Source organism: Yersinia nurmii (genome assembly GCF_001112925.1).
Taxonomy (GTDB): Bacteria; Pseudomonadota; Gammaproteobacteria; order Enterobacterales; family Enterobacteriaceae; genus Yersinia; species Yersinia nurmii.
In genome coordinates this window covers 299,882-318,103 of sequence record NZ_CPYD01000002.1, presented here as the reverse complement: position 1 = coordinate 318,103, position 18,222 = coordinate 299,882, and the positions used below count along the sequence as shown (strand labels likewise).

Genomic DNA, 18,222 nt, shown 5'->3' with positions numbered 1-18,222 from the left:
AATTCCCCTTACGCTGCGCCCTGCCTAGATTTTTCTGCTGCGGATACCACATTGAGAATCTGATCGCGCGGGCCGTCGGCAATCACCCGCCCGCCATCCATCACGATGATGCGGTCAACCAATTTGAGCAGCGCTGGCCGATGAGTCACCAGCACTAAGGTGCGCCCCGCAAGCCACGCATTCATTTGGCGAATAACATAGTCTTCCAGCTGTTCATCCATCGAAGCGGTGGGTTCATCCATCAGAACGACCTGCGGGTTACGCAGTATCATTCTGCTAAGCAATACCATCTGGCGCTGGCCGCCGGACAAACCGCGTCCCCCTTCATTAATAATGCGATCCAGGCTAGCGGCGTCCTGCTGTACGAAACTGAGAGCACCGCTGATACGCAGAGCCTGAAGCATTTCCTGCTCAGTAGCGTGCGGATGACCAAGCATCAGGTTTTGACGCAAGGAGCCAAAGAACAGACGTGAATCCTGCGAGAGAAAGCCGAGCTGGCGACGCAAATCGGCGGGTTCAATGCGCTGCATATCCACGCCATCAATAATAACTTTGCCTTTGCTGGCGCTGGCCTGACCGGCTAATAGCTTCAGTAAAGTGGTTTTCCCCGCACCAACTTTGCCGAGAATCGCCACTTTCTCTCCGGGTTTGATTTCCAGCGAGCTAATACCAATAACGTTTTGCCCTTTCTCCGCGTCGTAGGTGTATTGCACGTTGCGCAGCAAATAGTGGCCGTTGAGTACCGGACAATGTGCCAGTTCACCCTCTTCGGGCCGATCCAGCGGTTTTTTCAGTAATTCGTCCAGACCGGTCATGGCACTTTTGGCATGTTGCCAGCGGGAAAACACCATGGTTAATTGCATCAACGGCGCAATAGTCCGTGAGGAAAGCAGGCTGCTTGCAACCAGCGTACCTGTAGTGATATCTCCGGCCAAAACCAGATAAGTACCGAATACCAGCATACCGGCGTAGGTAAGCTGTTGTACCGTTGATGCCCAACCGGTCAGACGGGCGCCCCACAGGCGCTGTTTCATCCCTACTGCGGCGCTAACTTCGTGAGTTTGTTCCCATTGACGCTGGAAATACGGCTCAGCCTGCAACGCTTTTATGTCTTCGATGCCTTCGATGGTTTCGACTAAAATAGCGTTTCGCAATGCGCCTTCGCGCATCCCTTCTTTCGCCAGCTTGGCCATCGGCCATTGAATCAGTAAACCGGGAATCACAATCAGCGGGATCGCCAGCAGCGGAATAATCACCAACGGCCCGCCGATAAACGCCATTATCGCTAAAAACAACAGCACAAAAGGCATATCCGCCGCCGCGCCCACGGTAGTGGACGTCAGCAACTCTCGCACCTGATCGATTTCCCTCAGTTGCGAGATAAAGGAACCGGTAGATTTCGGGCGCGCTTCGTTCTTGATCGCCATCGCCCTCACAAACAGCATAGAGGACACGTTGAGATCGATGCTTTTCCCCATCAGATCCGAAACCTGCGTACGGGTCAGACGAATGACATACTCCATCGCCGCCGCCAGCAGTACGCCAAAGAACAGTACCCACAGCGTCGAATAAGACTGTGCTGGAATCACTCGGTCGTAGACCTGCATGGAGAATAGAATTCCCCCCAGTGCCAGTACGTTACCTATGACGGATGCCAGCGAAATTTCGGCAATTTTGCGTCCGGCACCGCGGAAATGTCGCCAAAACCAGTGTTTACGATAAGGTTGCACAAATTCATCAATACGCTGGTCGCGGCCTCGGGGGGCAATACCAACCATAATGGCCATGCCCGGACTGCGCGCCAGCAGCTCCGGCAGATCTGCTTCCCGCACCAAATCGCCGCCATCGCTCAACCAATAATTGACGACGCCTGCTTCGGTGATGCCTTCGATTACCGCTACACTGCCCGGTTCCAGCTCTAGCAACACCGGCATTAATTCATTGCGCCAATGGACTTTGCTGACCGGAACCAGCGTTACCTGTAATCCCAGCAAACTACTGAGTCGCTCCAACTGACGTGGCCAGCTGAGTTGTTCATACCAGCGCATTTGCTGGCTGAGAAAATTGGTATCGGTCGGTTGACCATAGCGACTGGCAACCCTTGCCATCGCCGTGATCCAAACCTCCGTTGGCGTTGATTGTGCTGTCATGTTACCCCTGTCGCCTCATCAGAAACGGTCAATTAAACACCTCATCCTTACCTCAATAGCGTAAGGGCCGGTTATCAGAGAGCAGGTAGCTTTTCGCCGCTCTGGGCCACACGATCAATTCCCAACATATCGATCAGATTATCTACCGCAGCGGCATAACGCGCGGTAGCATCCCATCCGTCATACAGCGCCATCAGACGCATTGAATCGGCCTGTAATACATCCTGTTCCACGCTGAGCAAATCGTTCAGACTGCGCTTGCTGAGCTTATATTCATCCTGATACACCTCGCGGGTATGACGCGCGCTTTGTAACTGCTGATCGCCGGCAAGCTGGCGCTGCTGAGCCCCAATCATGTCGGCATAAGCGGTAGAGGCACGTTGGTTCACATCTAGCTTGGCTTTTTCCACTTCAGCCTGTGCAGCGGCTCTGGCGCCTTCGGCAGAACGTACTCGCGCGCTGACCGCGCCCCCTTGATACAAGGGCGCTTCCACTGCCAACTGAACCTGATCGTCCCAGTAAGATCGTGAGTCATTTTCATAGCGAGTGCGCCCCGCCTGTACTTTTAACGTCGGCCAATGCTGCGCCTGATTTTGTCGTACCCGTTCCATGGCCGCCTGCTGCTTGGATTCCGCCCCGCGCACCGCGCTGCTGGCATCGTAAGGAATCGCGTTAAGAGCAATTTTCTGATTGAGTAGCGTTTTAGGCAGATCCGGCAGGTTGTCGGAAACCACACCGGTGAGCACCGTGAGCTGCGCCTGAGCAGAGCGCTGCTGCGCTCGATATTGCTCCAGCGTCGCCACCATACCGGCAATGCGGGTTCCCGCCTGTAACACGTCGGATTGAGAGCTAAGACCGGCATCAGCACGCAGTTGAGCAATGTCTCTGACTCGCTCCAGAGAAGCCAGATTGTCTCTGGCCGCGGCGGTGAGCGCCTGATAGCGTTTGACTTGTAAATAGGCCTGCAAAGTGCTTAACCCCACGGCGGTCATAGTGTTAAACAATTCATAGCGATAGGCGTCGGAGAGTTGTTTCTGTTCATCAATGCTGCCTCCGGTTTTCCCGAAGTCATACAGCAACTGACTGAGCATCACACCGGCAGATGCGTTGCTGTTCAAGCTGCCGGCAGAATCAGTTTGATGGGATTTACCCGCCGTTCCCTGTAAAGAAATTTGCGGATACCAAGCGCTTTCAGCGACGTCCAAATCCCCCTGTCCCACCCGAATTTGCGCGGACGCCTGAGCGATTTGCGGATTACGCGCGAAAGCCCGCAGAATGGCTTCCCGCAGGCTGAGTTCGGCAAGGGCCTCCTCACTGGGCGCCGCCTGCCAGTTAAAGACTGCCGCCGGTGGCACATCTTCAGCCAGCGTAGCGGAGTTAATGCCTATTGAAAGAATACCTACTGCCAACAAGTTGCCCATAATGCGCCGGGGCAGAAGGTGCTGCTGTGTTTTTTTCATCACCGACACGACTCCTTTGCCGAGATTATTTATTAGAATAATGTTGCGGTACTGATGTATCAGCCAGTAACGCCGACTGGCATTGCGCCCCGCGAAAAAGGCGCTCCCAGGCACCCATTTCGATACTGCTCAACCTCGTGTCTCGCGCTGATGAATCCAGCGTTTAACCATCTGATTTACGATAAAAATACGGCGAGGGACATACTGTCACCTCGCCGCCGTTGAGCCTCAGACCAAATGCACCTGCAAACCGTGCTGCACCAATACATCACCCAGAGTATTGCCGCTGTCTAATGATGAATTGTGGTATACGTCAAAGGTTTGCCCATCAACGGTACGTTGGCTGACGCTGCTCCAAACGCCGCCTTCGGTATTACTCAACGTAACTTGACCACCTTCCGCACCTTTAATCAGCAGGTCGTCCTGCGGCTTATCAGTGATGGTTAACGCATCATGTAGATTAAGCACAATGCTGTTAGTCCCGCTGGTGCCTAAATCAATAACCTCGATATGCTCTACTTTCAGCCCCAGACTGGTGAGATCCAGCACCTGATGCAGACCGCCCAACAACAAGGTATCGGTGCCCAAACCGCCGTCGATATGAGTAAAGTCCATGGTATTCAGAATGAACTCATCGTTCTCGGCGCTACCGATCAGCGACTCACCGTTTAACACGGTGCCATCCGCTAGATTCAGCGTAACGCCGCCGATGGTGTAGCCGCCCTCGGTCACATCCGTGGTCAGGATGCTATCGATTGGCTGTGCCAATGGTTCAACCAAAGTGGATTCCGCCTGCACCGTATTCGCCGCTACCGCAGTGTGTAATCCGGTATCGCTGCTTTCACCACTTATCGCCGCCGTTTGATGCTGATCTGACGTGGTGGTGTCGCTGGTATCGGTATCGCTGGCCAGCATAAAGCTGGTGACCTGAGTCTCTGATTCTGCCAACAGAGAAATCGGCAGCAGAGACCCCACGCCCAAGCCGACGGTTAGTTCTTTATGGTTGCCGGCTTCATCAGTCACCGCGACGTTGACCAACGTAGTCAGCAGATTGCCGAGATTCAGCAGATTCAGTATGGAACCGGTGAATTTCACGCTCCATTTTCCATCTGGCGCGATATCACCCTGTAGTGTCTGGCCGAGCAAGGTCACGCTGACTTGTGCAGGCGGGCTGACATTTTTACTGCTGCCGGAAACCACCAGACCATTTAGCAGTATCCCAAACAGGCTGGTGACCGGGTTAACACCCAACAGCGGTAACGCATGGGTTTTAACGGTAAAGGAGGAGGTGTTGCTGATGCTATTACCCACGGTATCGGTCAGCGTCACACCAATGCTGGCGGTACCATCCAGTAATCCGGTCAGCGCAGATGGGGTGATGGGCACGCTCCAGGTGCCATCCTGATTAACGCTAGCCGTCAACGTAGCCCCGCCTACGGTCACGGTCACGGTTCCCCCCGCCGCATGAGTACTGGTGCCAGAGATAACCTGTGCTGCCAACGCTTCGGCGGCGTTCAGATAGTTGTCCGTCCCAAAGAAGGTGCCCAGACTTAAAGTTGGCAGGTTGTGAATGCCCACCGTCACATTGACTGCCGCGCCCGCACTATTACCCGCGGCGTTTACCACATTGGCGCTAACGCCAATGGGACCATCCAACAACTGAGACAAACTGGTTGGCGGTATAGCAATGCTCCAACTGCCGTTCGCCCCCACTGTGGTACTGAAATGTAGCCCGCCAACGGTCAGATTCACCGTTGAGCCCACCGCGTTGGTGGTTTGCCCGCTGATAGTTTGAGTCAGCGCCGCTTCCGCCGCGTTCAACAAGCCGTTGCCAAAGATAGGGTCTAACGTCAGGCTCGGCAGCGCGTTAGAAATAACGTTCAGCAAACCGGAAACCGTTGCCGGATTGCCCACTGCGTCCGTCAGACTAGCGTTAACCGATATGCTGCCGTCGGTCAGAATCGCTTTCAGGTCCAATGGTGGTACCACCACGCTCCAGCCACCGCCGGTTCCCACCGTAGTCAGGTAGGTTTTTCCATTCAGCGTGACACTGATCTGCGTTCCCACGGCCACGTTGGTCGACGTCCCGCTGATGGTTTGCGCCATCAACAGATCCGCCACGCTAAGCACACCGTCGCCAAAGATCGGTTGCACCGTCAGGGTTGGCAACGCATGGATTTGCACTTTCACCGAGCCGCTGGCGCTACTGGTGTTACCGACGCTATCAGTGAGAGAAACGCTGATGTTTTGTGTACCGTCCAGTAATCCGGACAGAATTCCCGGCAGCACAGGTAGGCTCCAAATTCCATCGGTTCCGACCGTTGCATACAACGTTGTCGCTCCCACCGTCACCTGAACCTGTGAGCCAACCACGCCGTTGACCACCTGCCCGCTAATAATTTGCGGCAGTAAGGAATCGGCCTGACTGAGCAAACCATCGCCGAAGATTGGGTTGAGTATCAGTTTCGGTACATTGTTGATAATGACATTCAGCGGGCCGCTGGCGGTGCCGGTGTTGCCTGCCGCATCGGTCACCGAAACAACGGCAGACAGATTACCGTCCGCCAGCGCTTTCAGATCGGCCGGTTGCAAAGTCATGTTGAAGCTACCGTTGGCTGCGGTAACGCCAAAGAAATCTTTCCCCCCTAGGCTCACTTTAACCTGAGTTCCGGTGGCCACACCGCTCACCGTACCGGATATCAACTGAGCCACTGCGGTATCCGCCAGACTCAGGGCCCCGTCGCCAAACAGTACTGGCAAAGTAATTTGCGGTAAAGTCACGCTGACATTCAGTACGCCAGTTGAAGATGTCGGGTTGCCCGCCGCATCGATGGCGTTAGCAGTCACATTCACCGTGCCGTTAGTCAGCGCACTTAGCACACCTCCCGGAACCGGTACGGAGAAGGTACCGTCCGCCCCAACGATGGCACTGAGTGGCGTACTACCAAACATAATATTGACGGTCGAACCAACCGGTAGATTCTTGGTCACACCGCTGATGACCTGCCCCAGCGATACCTCCGCCAGATTCAGGATTCCATCGCCGAAGATCGGGTTCAGGGTAATGCTTGGCAGGTTGTGAGTTAAAACATTCAGATTTAGCGCCGAATTAACGATATTTCCGGCTACATCTTTCACCGAAATGCCAATTTGCAACGAACCGTCCTGCAACCCACCCAGCAACGCTGGTAATAGATTGATGCTCCAGGCACCGCCAGCGCCGACCGTGGTGTACAGCAAGGTACTGCCTACGGCTACCGTGACTAACGCCCCCGGTGCAACGTTGTTGATTACGCCACTCAGCGTCTGAGTGGTTAAGGCTTCCGCCGCGCTCAGAATGCCATCAAGGCCAAATACCGGACTGCTGGTGCCGAAGCTCGGCAGCAAGTGACTCAGTACGTTCAAATCCACCACTTTATTGGTGGTGTTACCGTTAGCATCGGTCAGCACCAGATCCAATTGAACCAGACCGTCGCTGAGATTACCCAACTGGGCGCTCGGAATCGTCAGACTCCACTTACCGTTGCTACCCACCGTTGCTTCCAGCGTCACACCGCCGATGGTTAGACTCACCTTAGAACCCAAACCGGCTCCGGTGGCAACGCCGGAAATAACCTGCGAAACCAAAGATCCGGCGGCGTTCAGGTAGCCACCGTTAAACAGCGGATCAACCACCAGCGCCAGCGTATCGTTGAGCGCCACGCTGAGAGTCACGTGCGTATCTGCCGTATTACCCACGCCGTCGGTCACGGTAATATCCGCCACTAACGGACCGTTAATCAGACCAACCAGATTGGATGGATCGATATTGGCCGTCCATTTACCATCGGAGCCCACGACTACGTTGATCACGTTCGCCGGATTGCTCCCCAGCGTAATAGTCAACGTTTTACCTTCCGCACCGGTCGCCGTACCTGATAACACTCCGCCGAGGTTATTCAACAGATTAGTACCGACATCCAGCAAAATAAGTGGCGCTACGGTATCAACCACAATGATTTCACTTACGCTCCCCACGTTGCCCACACTGTCTTTCACCGAGGCTGACAGGGTGACATTCCCCTGCGCCAGAGCTTGTAGATCGGTAGGTGAAACCGTCACACTCCAGGCGCCTCCCGCCAGCACCTCTGCAAAGTAGGTTTTGGCTCCCAGGGTGACAGTAACCACCTGCCCAACCACATCCAGTGAGGCGGTACCGCTGATTGCCTTGCTGCTTTGAGATTCGGCGAGGGTCAAGATGTTGTCACCTGTAAAATCAGCCAGCGTCAGCGTTGGCGCCGTGGTATCACGGATCACGGAGACCGTGGCCGAAGCCGGGCTGCCGATGCCATCCAACATTGCTTCAACGGTATTTGTCGCATTGTTGTTAAAAAACGAAGCCAGTACCTGAGTGGTCCAGGTATTACCGGTAATCGGTAACGATACGGAAATCGGCGTATTGTTAATGAATACCTTAACGGTTTGTAATAACGGGTTCGCACCAGTCACGGTGCCACTAATAGTAATCAGGCCGCCAGGTAAACCCGACAGATTATCCGCAACGTTAATGATGTTATCGCCAGTGACCGCATTGATCGTCAGGTTGACCGCCGGCGGCGTCAGGTTCAGGGTAAAATCTGGCAGAACGGTGCCAGCGGACGGATTACCGGCCACATCCGTATAAGATGTCGCAACATGTACCGGACTGGCGCCCAGACTCGCCGCCGTCATTTGAGCCGGCGTTAACGTCAGCGACCAGATTCCTCCCACACCTACGGTAGCCGTTAGCGGATCCAGACTGCCGACATTCACGGTAATTTGCTGACCAATACCGATGTTGGTGGTCGTTCCACTAATCGTCTGATTAATATGACTCTCGCTAAAGTCCAGCTCGCTACCAAAGCTGTATGCTCCAACAGTGATAGTCGGCAGATTATGAATAACGGAAGTGAATTCTTGTGTGGTATTCACAACGTTACCGCCAGCGTCCGTCACCACTACTTTCATGGTTTGTACGCCATCTACCAAAAGCAAAGGTTGTAAGTTAGGAGAACTAACCGGCACCGTCCAGGAACCGGTCAATGGGTCAACGGTCGCTGTAAATTCTGAGCCGTTGATGTAAAACTTCACGCTTTGACCTGCGCCTAAAGTGCCAGAGTTCCCGGTAAAGGTGACTTCAGCGTTCGATTCGTTGGCGCTCAAATAGTCGCCAAAGGATGGTGTATTGATCGTTGGAACAGGCAACACAACATAACTATCGAACAGCGTGCTGATGCTGCCGCTGTTACCCACAGAATCGGTCGCGGTGACATTGATAGAATGGGAACCGTTGGGTAAGCCACCTAACGCACCAGCAGGAATGCTCACCGACCAGCCACCGACTGAATCAACAATGCCGGGATAACTGACGCCAGCAATATCAATCTTCAGAGAAACATTCTGGCCCAGACCGCTTAATCCGGTAGTCCCCCTAATAATAATCAGCCCAGAGGCTTCCGACGCGTTCAGGCTAGTGCCAAACGACAGAATATCGATGGTTGGCAAAGGCAGTTGTTGCTGCGACAAGAACGGCAGCGGTGTGATCGTGGCTTCATTGCCCGCCCGATCGGTTACGGAGACGCTAAAGGTATGGCTTCCACCGGCCAGAGACTGCAACACACTGGAACGCAGAGGCAGCGACCAGGTGCCGTCCGCATTCGCAGCAACGCTAAAGGTTAACCCCGGCAGTGAGTCAATGACGACGGTCACCGTTTGCCCCGCCCCGAGCGCACCCGTGGTGCCGGTCAGATTTTGCGTCAGCGTGCCTTCCGCCTGTGTCAAAATGCCATCGCCAAACGGAAGATTAACGGTCGGAGAAGGCAGCCCGTGAATCAGTACATCGACCGAGCCACTCACAGAACCTGTGTTACCCGCCGCATCGGTGGTCACCACCTGAATCGGCCATGAACCGTCCGGCAAGGCCTGCAATATTGCTGAGGGTACGCTGAGAGACCAGGTGCCATCCTGCGGATTCGGTAGTATTGCGCTATAGCCAAAGCCGTTGATAAAGACCGTGACACCCTGCACATTGCCAAAAGTTCCGAGAGAACCCACCGTACCGGTCAATAGCGCTGGAGAAAGCGCTTCAGTCGCATTCAGCTCGGTGCCAAAACTGACGGAACTGATAGTCGGTGCTGGCATGCCGTTGATAATCGAGGTGAAGTCAACACTTTCCACGCTCACGTTTTGCGCGCGGTCGGTCGCGGTGACGGTAATGGTGTGTGAACCGTCGGTCAAACTGGCGAGGCTCAAACTCGGTACTGACAGCGTCCAGGTACCATTCAATGCCACGTTAGCCAGATAATCCACACCGTTAATATTGACGGAAACAGTCTGTCCGGCGCCGGTAGCGCCGGTTTGCCCGGTTAACAACTGGGTTAAACCGGAATCTACTTTACTGATAAAACCATCGCCAAACGGCAAGGTTGGGAAAGTGACGTTCGGAATATTATGCGTTAGCACATCCAGACTGACCGAACCATTGGCCGGGTTGCCGGTAGTCGGATCCGTCGCGGAAACCGAAACTTGCAGCGTACCGTCAGCCAAACCGGTTAGTACCGATGCATTGACGTCCACCTGCCACACGCCCAACGAGGTCACGCTGCCCTGATAACCTACACCATTAAGGGTTAAGGTCACCGGCGTCCCCACGGCCAGCCCGCTGCTGACACCGGTCAAAGTGGTGTTTATTGCAGCTTCGGCATGATTCAGAATGCCATCGGTGAACAGCGGATCGAAGGTTAGCGTCGGCAATTGATGCACAGCGACGGTCAAATCCACCACCTGCTCGGATTTATTACCGGCGGCGTCGGTGACACTAACATCGATACCTCCGACCAATGGACCATCGCCCAGTAGCAGTAAATCCGCCGTTGGGATGGTTAAAGTCCAGGTGCCGTCATTCTGCACCGTCGCCTGATAAGGTTTGCCCGCGACGGTAACGGTCACCTGTAGACCCGAATCGCCGATACAGGTGCCGTGAACCACTAGGCCCAGCAAAGCGTCCGCAAGATTCAGCACGCCGTTAATGCTGGTATCTACGTCCACCACCAGTAGCGGTGCTTGAGTATCCACGCTAACATTGTGAGTCGCATTAGCCGGGTTCTGCGCCGCATCGTTCACCGTGGCCCCAATGGTATTACTGCCCTGCGGCAAGTTTTTCACGTCGGCAGAAGGCACACTGACCTGCCAACTACCGTCGGCCTGAACCTGCGCAGTATAGGTTTTGCTGTTTAACGTCACGGTCACGGTTTGATTAGCCGGAACCCGCTGGCTGGTCCCTGAAATAATCAGCGGCGAGTTACTTTCCTGCAAATCAATAATATCGTTGCCAGCCACAGTTCCAACCGCCAGAGAAGGCTGATCCGCCAACGATGCAATCACCGTGACCTGATGAACATCCGAGGCTGGGTTATTAGCCACATCGCTAACGTTAGCCTGCGCCGTGAGTGGCCCTTCCGGCAACAGCGTAGCGTCTGCGGCCGGTACCGTTACCGACCAACTGCCGTTCAACTGCACCGTACCGAAATAGCTTTTCCCATTTAACACAACGGTGACCTGACGACCTTGCTCGACGCGTTCAGTTACACCGCTGATCAATACGTCCTGTGTAGATTCAGCCCGACTGATATAGTTGTCACCGGAAATTGCACCGATGGTGATAGTCGGTAAATTAGCCGGGTTAGCATCAATGGTAATCACCCGATCTACTGAGGTTTGGTTACCCGCCAGATCCTGCAAACTAACGGTCAAGGTATAGTTGCCATCGGCCAATGCCTGCACCGCCGAATTGCTCAGCGACACACTCCAGCTACCGTCACTCAGTACTAGGCCGGTGTAAGTTACCCCGTTCAATACCACGGAAATCGTACGTCCGGCTTCGCTGACATCCGTCGTCCCCGTAACGACCAAAGGCGCCAGTTCTTCTGCGGCGTTGATAATGTTATCGCCGGTAATCGGGGCAATATTCAGCGTCGGTGCTAATTTATCTACCACCGCAGAATCGTTCAACACCACGCTATTTCCGTATGAATCGGTCGCGGTAACGACAATCGCCACATTACTGTTTGGCAATGCTAAAAGTTCGCTACTTTGCAGCACCAACTGCCAGTTTCCGCTGCTGTCCACGCTGACCAAATGAGGCGTACCGCCCACGTTTACCGTGACGCTTTGACCACTACCGGAAACGCCGGTGCTGCCAGTCAGAGTTTGGCTAGTTCCCGCTTCGGCGGCGTTTAAATAACCGTCGCCAAACGGCGTATTCAGGAATGGAGCCGGCACGCCTTGAGTAACCAGCTTAATATTCGGGGTATCCACGGTAGTATTGCCCGCAACATCCGTGACGCTGACTCGTACCGGATAAATCCCATCCGGTAATTTATTAAAGATGTTGGCCGGAATATTGACGGTCCAAACGCCTAAACCATTGGCTAAGCTGGTATAGGTTATGCCGTTAATGGTGACGCTAACGGTCGCACCCGACTCTGACGTCGTTCCGCTAATCGGCACAATGGCCGTTGCTTCCAACGCATTCACAACGTTATCAGTGGAAATATTGCCTACATTCAGCGTTGGCGGCACGGTATCGACGGAAATGGGGAATGAATGACTAGTGAAGTTACCGGCAGCATCGGTAGCGGTCACATCAATGGTCTGCGCCCCTTGGCCGATCCCCTGTAAAACACTACTCGGCAGATTGAGCGCCCACTGACCATTGGTACCCACCTGCGCCTGATAATTGACGCCAGCGATAGTCACTGTCACCGTTTGTCCCAACCCACTGACGTCGGTTGTACCGGTAATCGTTTGAGTAACCGCCGCCTCACTAGCATCTAACGTGCCATTACCAAATGGCGTGTTGATTTGCGGATTTGGCAGTTTGTGTAGATAGATGCCCAGATCGGCACTGCTGCTAACGGAATGGCCCGTGGCATCGGTAGCGGTGGCGAATAAAGTTATGTTTCCGTCGGCCAGTAACACTAAATCAACGGTCGGGATCGTCGTGCTCCAGCTACCGTTAGGCTGAACCGTCGCGGTATAAATTTTGCCATTCAGCGTGATAACCACACTTTGACCCACGTTCACATTGCTGGAAGTACCATTAACCGTAACGCCTGCCTGAGCTTCACCCACATTAATCAGATTATCACCGGTTAGCGGGCTAATGGACAAACCGCTAGCGGTATTATCTACCGTAATACTTTGGCTACCGGTGGCTGGGTTGCCGCTAGTATCCGTGGCGCTGGCGGTAATGGTGAACTGGCTGTTACTTAACAGAACCAAATCAGCCGCCGGAATCTGCGTATTCCAGTTACCATCACTGCCGACCGTCGCGGTATAGGTTTTGCCATTCAAGGTCAGGGTAACGATACGTCCAGCTTCTAACCCGGTACTGACACCGCTGATGATTTGCGTGGCCTGCTGCTCGGCACCATCAACAATATTATTCCCCGCAAAAACATGAATACTCAGGGTTGGTAAATGAGCCGGATCGGCATCGACGACGACATTTTGCGTTACCGTGGTCGGGTTGCCCGCCGCGTCTGTCACTTTCACCGTGAACGCATAGTTACCATCGCTCAGGCCAGACAACGCGCCCGCGGGCAATGACAGACTCCAGTTACCGCTCGGCTGAACGACCGCAGTATAAGTTTGCCCATTAATCGTGACGAAAACGGTAGCACCCAGCTCTGAGCTAGTCCCGTTTAGCGTAATAATACCTTGAGCTTCAGGGTTGTTAATAATATTGTCCCCGGCGATCGGTGCCAGAGTCAGTAGCGGAGCTTGGGTATCTACCGTAATCGGCGTGCTCAGGCTGCTGGTATTACCGGCGGCATCGGAAACCGTCACTATCAGCGGTTGACCGCCTTGATTTAATCCTTGCAGCGCCGCACTTGGCAACGTGACGCTCCAGCTACCATCTGCCGCCACAATACCGATATAGGTTCCGCCGCCAACGGTGATGGAGACTTTCTGCCCCACGCCGTTAATGCCTGTGCTACCGGTAATGGTTTGATTTACCGCCGCTTCAGCAATATTCAACACACCATCGCCAAACAGAGGACCGACGCTAGCGACCGGCAGGTTATGGATATAAATGCCCAAATCTACTGAACCAGAAACCGGATTACCCCCTGCATCGGTAGCGCTGGCAGTCAGGGTAATTGTTCCATCGGCCAGCAGTGCCAAATCAGCCGCGGGTATTTGCGCACTCCATATGCCGCCCGCTCCAATCGTAGCGGTATAGATTTTGCCATTGAGCGTCAGAGTGACTGTTTGCCCGACATTGACATTGGTCGAGGCGCCACTCACGGTAATATTGCTGGCCGCCTCGGCGACATTAATCAGGTTATCGCCAGTGACCGGATTGATACTCAGCCCAGCGAGCTGATTATTTACCGTAATATTCTCCGAGCCTACCGCCGGATTACCCGCGGCATCACTGGCACTAGCAGTAATCGTGGCGCTACCATTCGCCAGTAATACCAAATCTGCGGATGGAACCTGCGTGCTCCAGCTACCGTCACCGGCTACGATTGCGGTATAGCTTTTACCGTTTAAAGTCACGGTCACGCTCTTACCCGCTTCAATACCGGTGGTGACACCGCTGATGCTTTGCGTTACCTGTTGCTCGGCACCGTCCAGAATATTGTTACCCGCAAAGGTATTGATGGTCAGCGTTGGTAAATTGGCTGGATCGGCATCGATCGTCAGATTTTTTGAAACCGTTGTCGTGTTGCCAACGCCGTCTTTTACGATCACAGATAGCGAATAGTTGCCCTGTGCTAACCCCACCAGATCTGCCGGCGGTACGTCAAATTGCCAAGTACCGTTAATCATTACGGTTGCAAAATAGGTTTTTCCGTTGAGCGTCGCACTGATCTGCGCACCCATTTCCGAACTGGTTCCGCTGATCACTACCGTTGCAGTAGCTTCAGCCAGATTGATAATGCCATCGCCAGCAACCGGGTTCACGGCAAGCGTTGGCGCAACGGTATCAACCAGAATATTGGTCGCAAAGAATCCTTCGTTACCGGCGATATCCTTAACGAGGATATTGAAAGGCAGCAGACCTTGCCCCAGAGCTTGTAACGCCGCACTTGGCAACGTGATGCTCCAGCTACCATCCACAGCCACATTACCCTGATAAGTGACACCACCAAAAGTCACGGCCACGGTTTGGCCAGGGCCGAGAAGCCCGGTAGAACCGGTAATCGTCTGATTGACCGCCACTTCTGCAGCGTTCAGCCTGTTATCGATAAACAGCGGATCGACTGAAATAGTTGGCGGATTATGTGTGAATACGCCTAAATCCAGAGTACTGGAGACCAGGTTCCCCCCAAGATCGACCCCGGAGACGGTGACCGGATTACTCCCCTCAGGCAATGCGAACAAGCTAACCGATGGGATGGTTACGCTCCATATCCCACCAGCCTGAACCGTAGCAAAATAAGGTACCCCACCGACCGTCACCTGTAACAGCGTTCCCACGGCTACGTTGGCAGAAGTACCGGTAATATTGATAGAGGCCGACGCTTCATCAATATTCAGTAAGTTATCGCCAGCGATGGTGTTGATAGCCAGCCCCCCCTTGGTGCTATCAACGTTAATAATTTCGCTTTTAAACGCCAGATTACCACTGACATCACCAACCTGAGCATTGATGGTGGCTGTTCCATTAGCGAGCAACGCCAAGTCGGCAGCAGGCACCTGAGTACTCCAGTTCCCTAATACATCCACCGTTGCGGTGTAGGTTTTCCCATTCAAAGTCACGGTCACAACCTGACCCTGTTCGATATGAGTCGTACTGCCGCTGATGGTTTGATTCACTTTTTGCTCAGCGCCGTCCAAGACGTTATCGCCAGCAAAGTTATGGATATCCAACGTCGGCAAATTAGCCGGAGCGGCATCCATAATGACGGTTTTATTTGCCGTCGTCGTATTGCCTGCGGCGTCAGTGACCGTCACGCTAACCAATACTGGGCCGTCCGGCAGACCGACAAAGGCGCTGGCTGGAATATTCACGCTCCAGGTGCCGTCGTTTTGCACCACACCGGTGTAACTGCCGCCGTTGAAACTCACCGTAATGGTCGAACCAACTTCAGAAGAAGTACCGCTAACGGCAACCGGTAACGCGGCTTCGATTGCGTTAATTGTTCCGTCGCCAGCAATAGGTGAAATGGTTAAGGTTGGCGCGAGAGTATCCACCAATACCGGCGTGACTTGCGTATTCGTGTTACCGGCGATATCGCTCACCGTCACCGAGATCGGCTGTGAGCCTTGCCCCAAACCTTGTAAGGTTGAAGTCGGAATGCTGACAGACCAACTGCCGTCCACTGCTACCACGGCCGGATAGGTGATTCCACCTAGGGTGACGCTCACGGTTTGCCCCGCACCGTTTACTCCGGTCGAACCACTTAACGTCTGATTCCCCTGCACATCAACGCCGTTCAATGAACCATCACCAAAAGGCAAGCTCAGGCTAGCTGACGGCAGATCGTGGATATAAACGCCCAGTTGCTGCGACCCGCTGACCGGATTACCGGCAGCATCAGTGCCGCTTACGGTCAATGTAATGTTGCCATCGGCCAGCAATGCCAGATCCGCCCTTGGAATCTGCGCGCTCCAACTGCCGTTGAGGCCAACGGTCGCGGTATAGGTTTTGCCATTTAAGGTCAGCGTCAACTGAGTACCGGCTGCAACGTTGCTGGTACTGCCGCTGACGGTAATATCGCTTTGCGCTTCGGTCGCATTAATCAGGCCATCGCCGGATACCGGGCTGATAGCAATGGCACTGAAGTTGTTATTCACCATGAAATCATGGCTGCCAGTGACCTGACGTCCTTCCGGATCGTTAACCGAGGCATTAATGGTGCTATTGCCGTTCATCAGTAACGCCAGATCGGCGGCAGGAACGGACAAGTTCCAATTGCCATTCGCATCCACGGTAGCGGTGTAGGTTTTACCGTTCAAAGTTACGGTTACGGCTTGCCCGGTCGCAATGCCTTTGGTACTGCCGCTAATAGTTTGATTAAGCTGCTGTTCTGCTCCATCCAGAATATTATTCACCGCAAAGTCGCCGATAGTCAGCGAAGGATTGCCCGCGACAGTCAAGGGTTGAGTTACCGTAGTCGTATTGCCCGCCGCATCGGAAACGGTAACCGTCACCGGATGAGTTCCCTCGCTGATACCGGTCAAAGCCGAAGGCGGAATTGTCACGCTCCAACTGCCATCAGATCCTACCGTGGTGATATATGTCTGTCCGTTAAAACCCACGGTTACGGTTTGTCCTGCATCTCCAGCCGACGCGGTGCCATTCACCACCAGCGGTTGAGTCAGTTCCGCACCATCCAGAATACCGTCGCCAGCCAAAGGTGAAACCGTGAGCGTTGGCGCAACGGTATCCACTGTCAGTGTGAAATCTTTTTCCAGCGTCTGCCCACCTGGCGTGGTCACTTTGACAATCACGCTATAGCTGCCGTCTTGCAGGCCTTCCAGTACCGAAGCGGGGAGATTGAAGCTCCATTTACCATCGGCACCGACGGTGGTGGTATAGGTTACGCCGTTCAAAATCAACGTAACCGTCTGACCCGCAGAAATAAAGGTTGTCTCACCGCTCAATACCTGCGAAGCATGAACTTCGTTCGCATTCAAACGGTTGTCACCGGTCAACGGATTTACCGTCAAAGTCGGCGTGTTGGGGTTACCGCCGCCGCCGCCGCTGCTACTCCCAGCCGCGATACCAATACCGGCACCGATGGCCAGAAAGCCTAAAACGCCAGCCAGCACAGCGTTAGAGGCAATACCTTCGCTTAAGACTAGGCTGGATAGCCCATTGATGGCGGCAAATTCCGGTACCAGAGCAACGGTTTCGCCTCCTGCGGTCAACAGCGCCATGGGGAAGACGGCATGAACCGGTTGATGCTCGCCGTCATCAAATACCAGCTCACTGTAGTGGCCTTCCGCATCTGTCTGGAAAAAGTGTTGATAGCGTACGGTGCTACCATCTTTCATATGCAAAATCAGATCGTTACCTTGACGTTCATAGCGAATAACGCTATCCGTAGCCGCATGGATGCGCACCACGCTGGGTTCATTAAGCGCCACAATTTGATTGCCACCGGCAACACGGGTGATTTGTTTGCCATTTAGACGGGAAATGATATCAACTGAGCCAGCAGCGGTGTTCGCCATAGGAAACCTCATAAAGCAAGCAAGACGCGACCTCCACGTAAAACTAACCCGGAAGCCGGTCAGTCAGACGCAGGAGAGTAAAGTAAACCTTGTTAATCTGGGTTTAAGCTTGTTCTCGGTGTTGATGACAACGTAAAAATGAATCAAGGAACGACAAATACATTTATTTTGTTAACAATTTTGCGTAGTTACTTCAAAAGCTAATACTTAGATATAAGTAGATATTTCAACGCTTGTACAAAAATATTTTCATTATTTGTGTGAATACTAATCATGATAAATAGTGGGGAAATTAATGGCGGGAAGGACCCTAACGTGTCATTTTGGTTTACATAACGTTAACCAATTAATTACAATACGTTTATATTTAATCAAACGGTTCATCAAATGATCTATCGGCG

The 18,222-nt window shown here is 53.6% G+C and carries 3 protein-coding genes; all 3 read right to left on the bottom strand.

The features are described from left to right. Positions 1-8 precede the first annotated feature (8 nt). The gene (locus AD970_RS04165) at positions 9-2,150 is read right to left on the bottom strand and encodes a type I secretion system permease/ATPase (RefSeq protein ID WP_235786902.1); all 2,142 of its coding nucleotides are present in this window, start codon (positions 2,148-2,150) and stop codon (positions 9-11) included. Between the two features lie 74 nt (positions 2,151-2,224). Further along, positions 2,225-3,610: a TolC family outer membrane protein gene (locus AD970_RS04160; RefSeq protein ID WP_084728110.1), complete on the bottom strand. Its 1,386-nt coding sequence runs from the start codon at positions 3,608-3,610 to the stop codon at positions 2,225-2,227. Positions 3,611-3,838: 228 nt separating this feature from the next. Beyond that, positions 3,839-17,821 (bottom strand): Ig-like domain-containing protein, encoded by a 13,983-nt coding sequence (locus AD970_RS04155; protein ID WP_049597069.1) that lies wholly within the window; start codon positions 17,819-17,821, stop codon positions 3,839-3,841. Between the last annotated feature and the right edge of the window lie 401 nt (positions 17,822-18,222).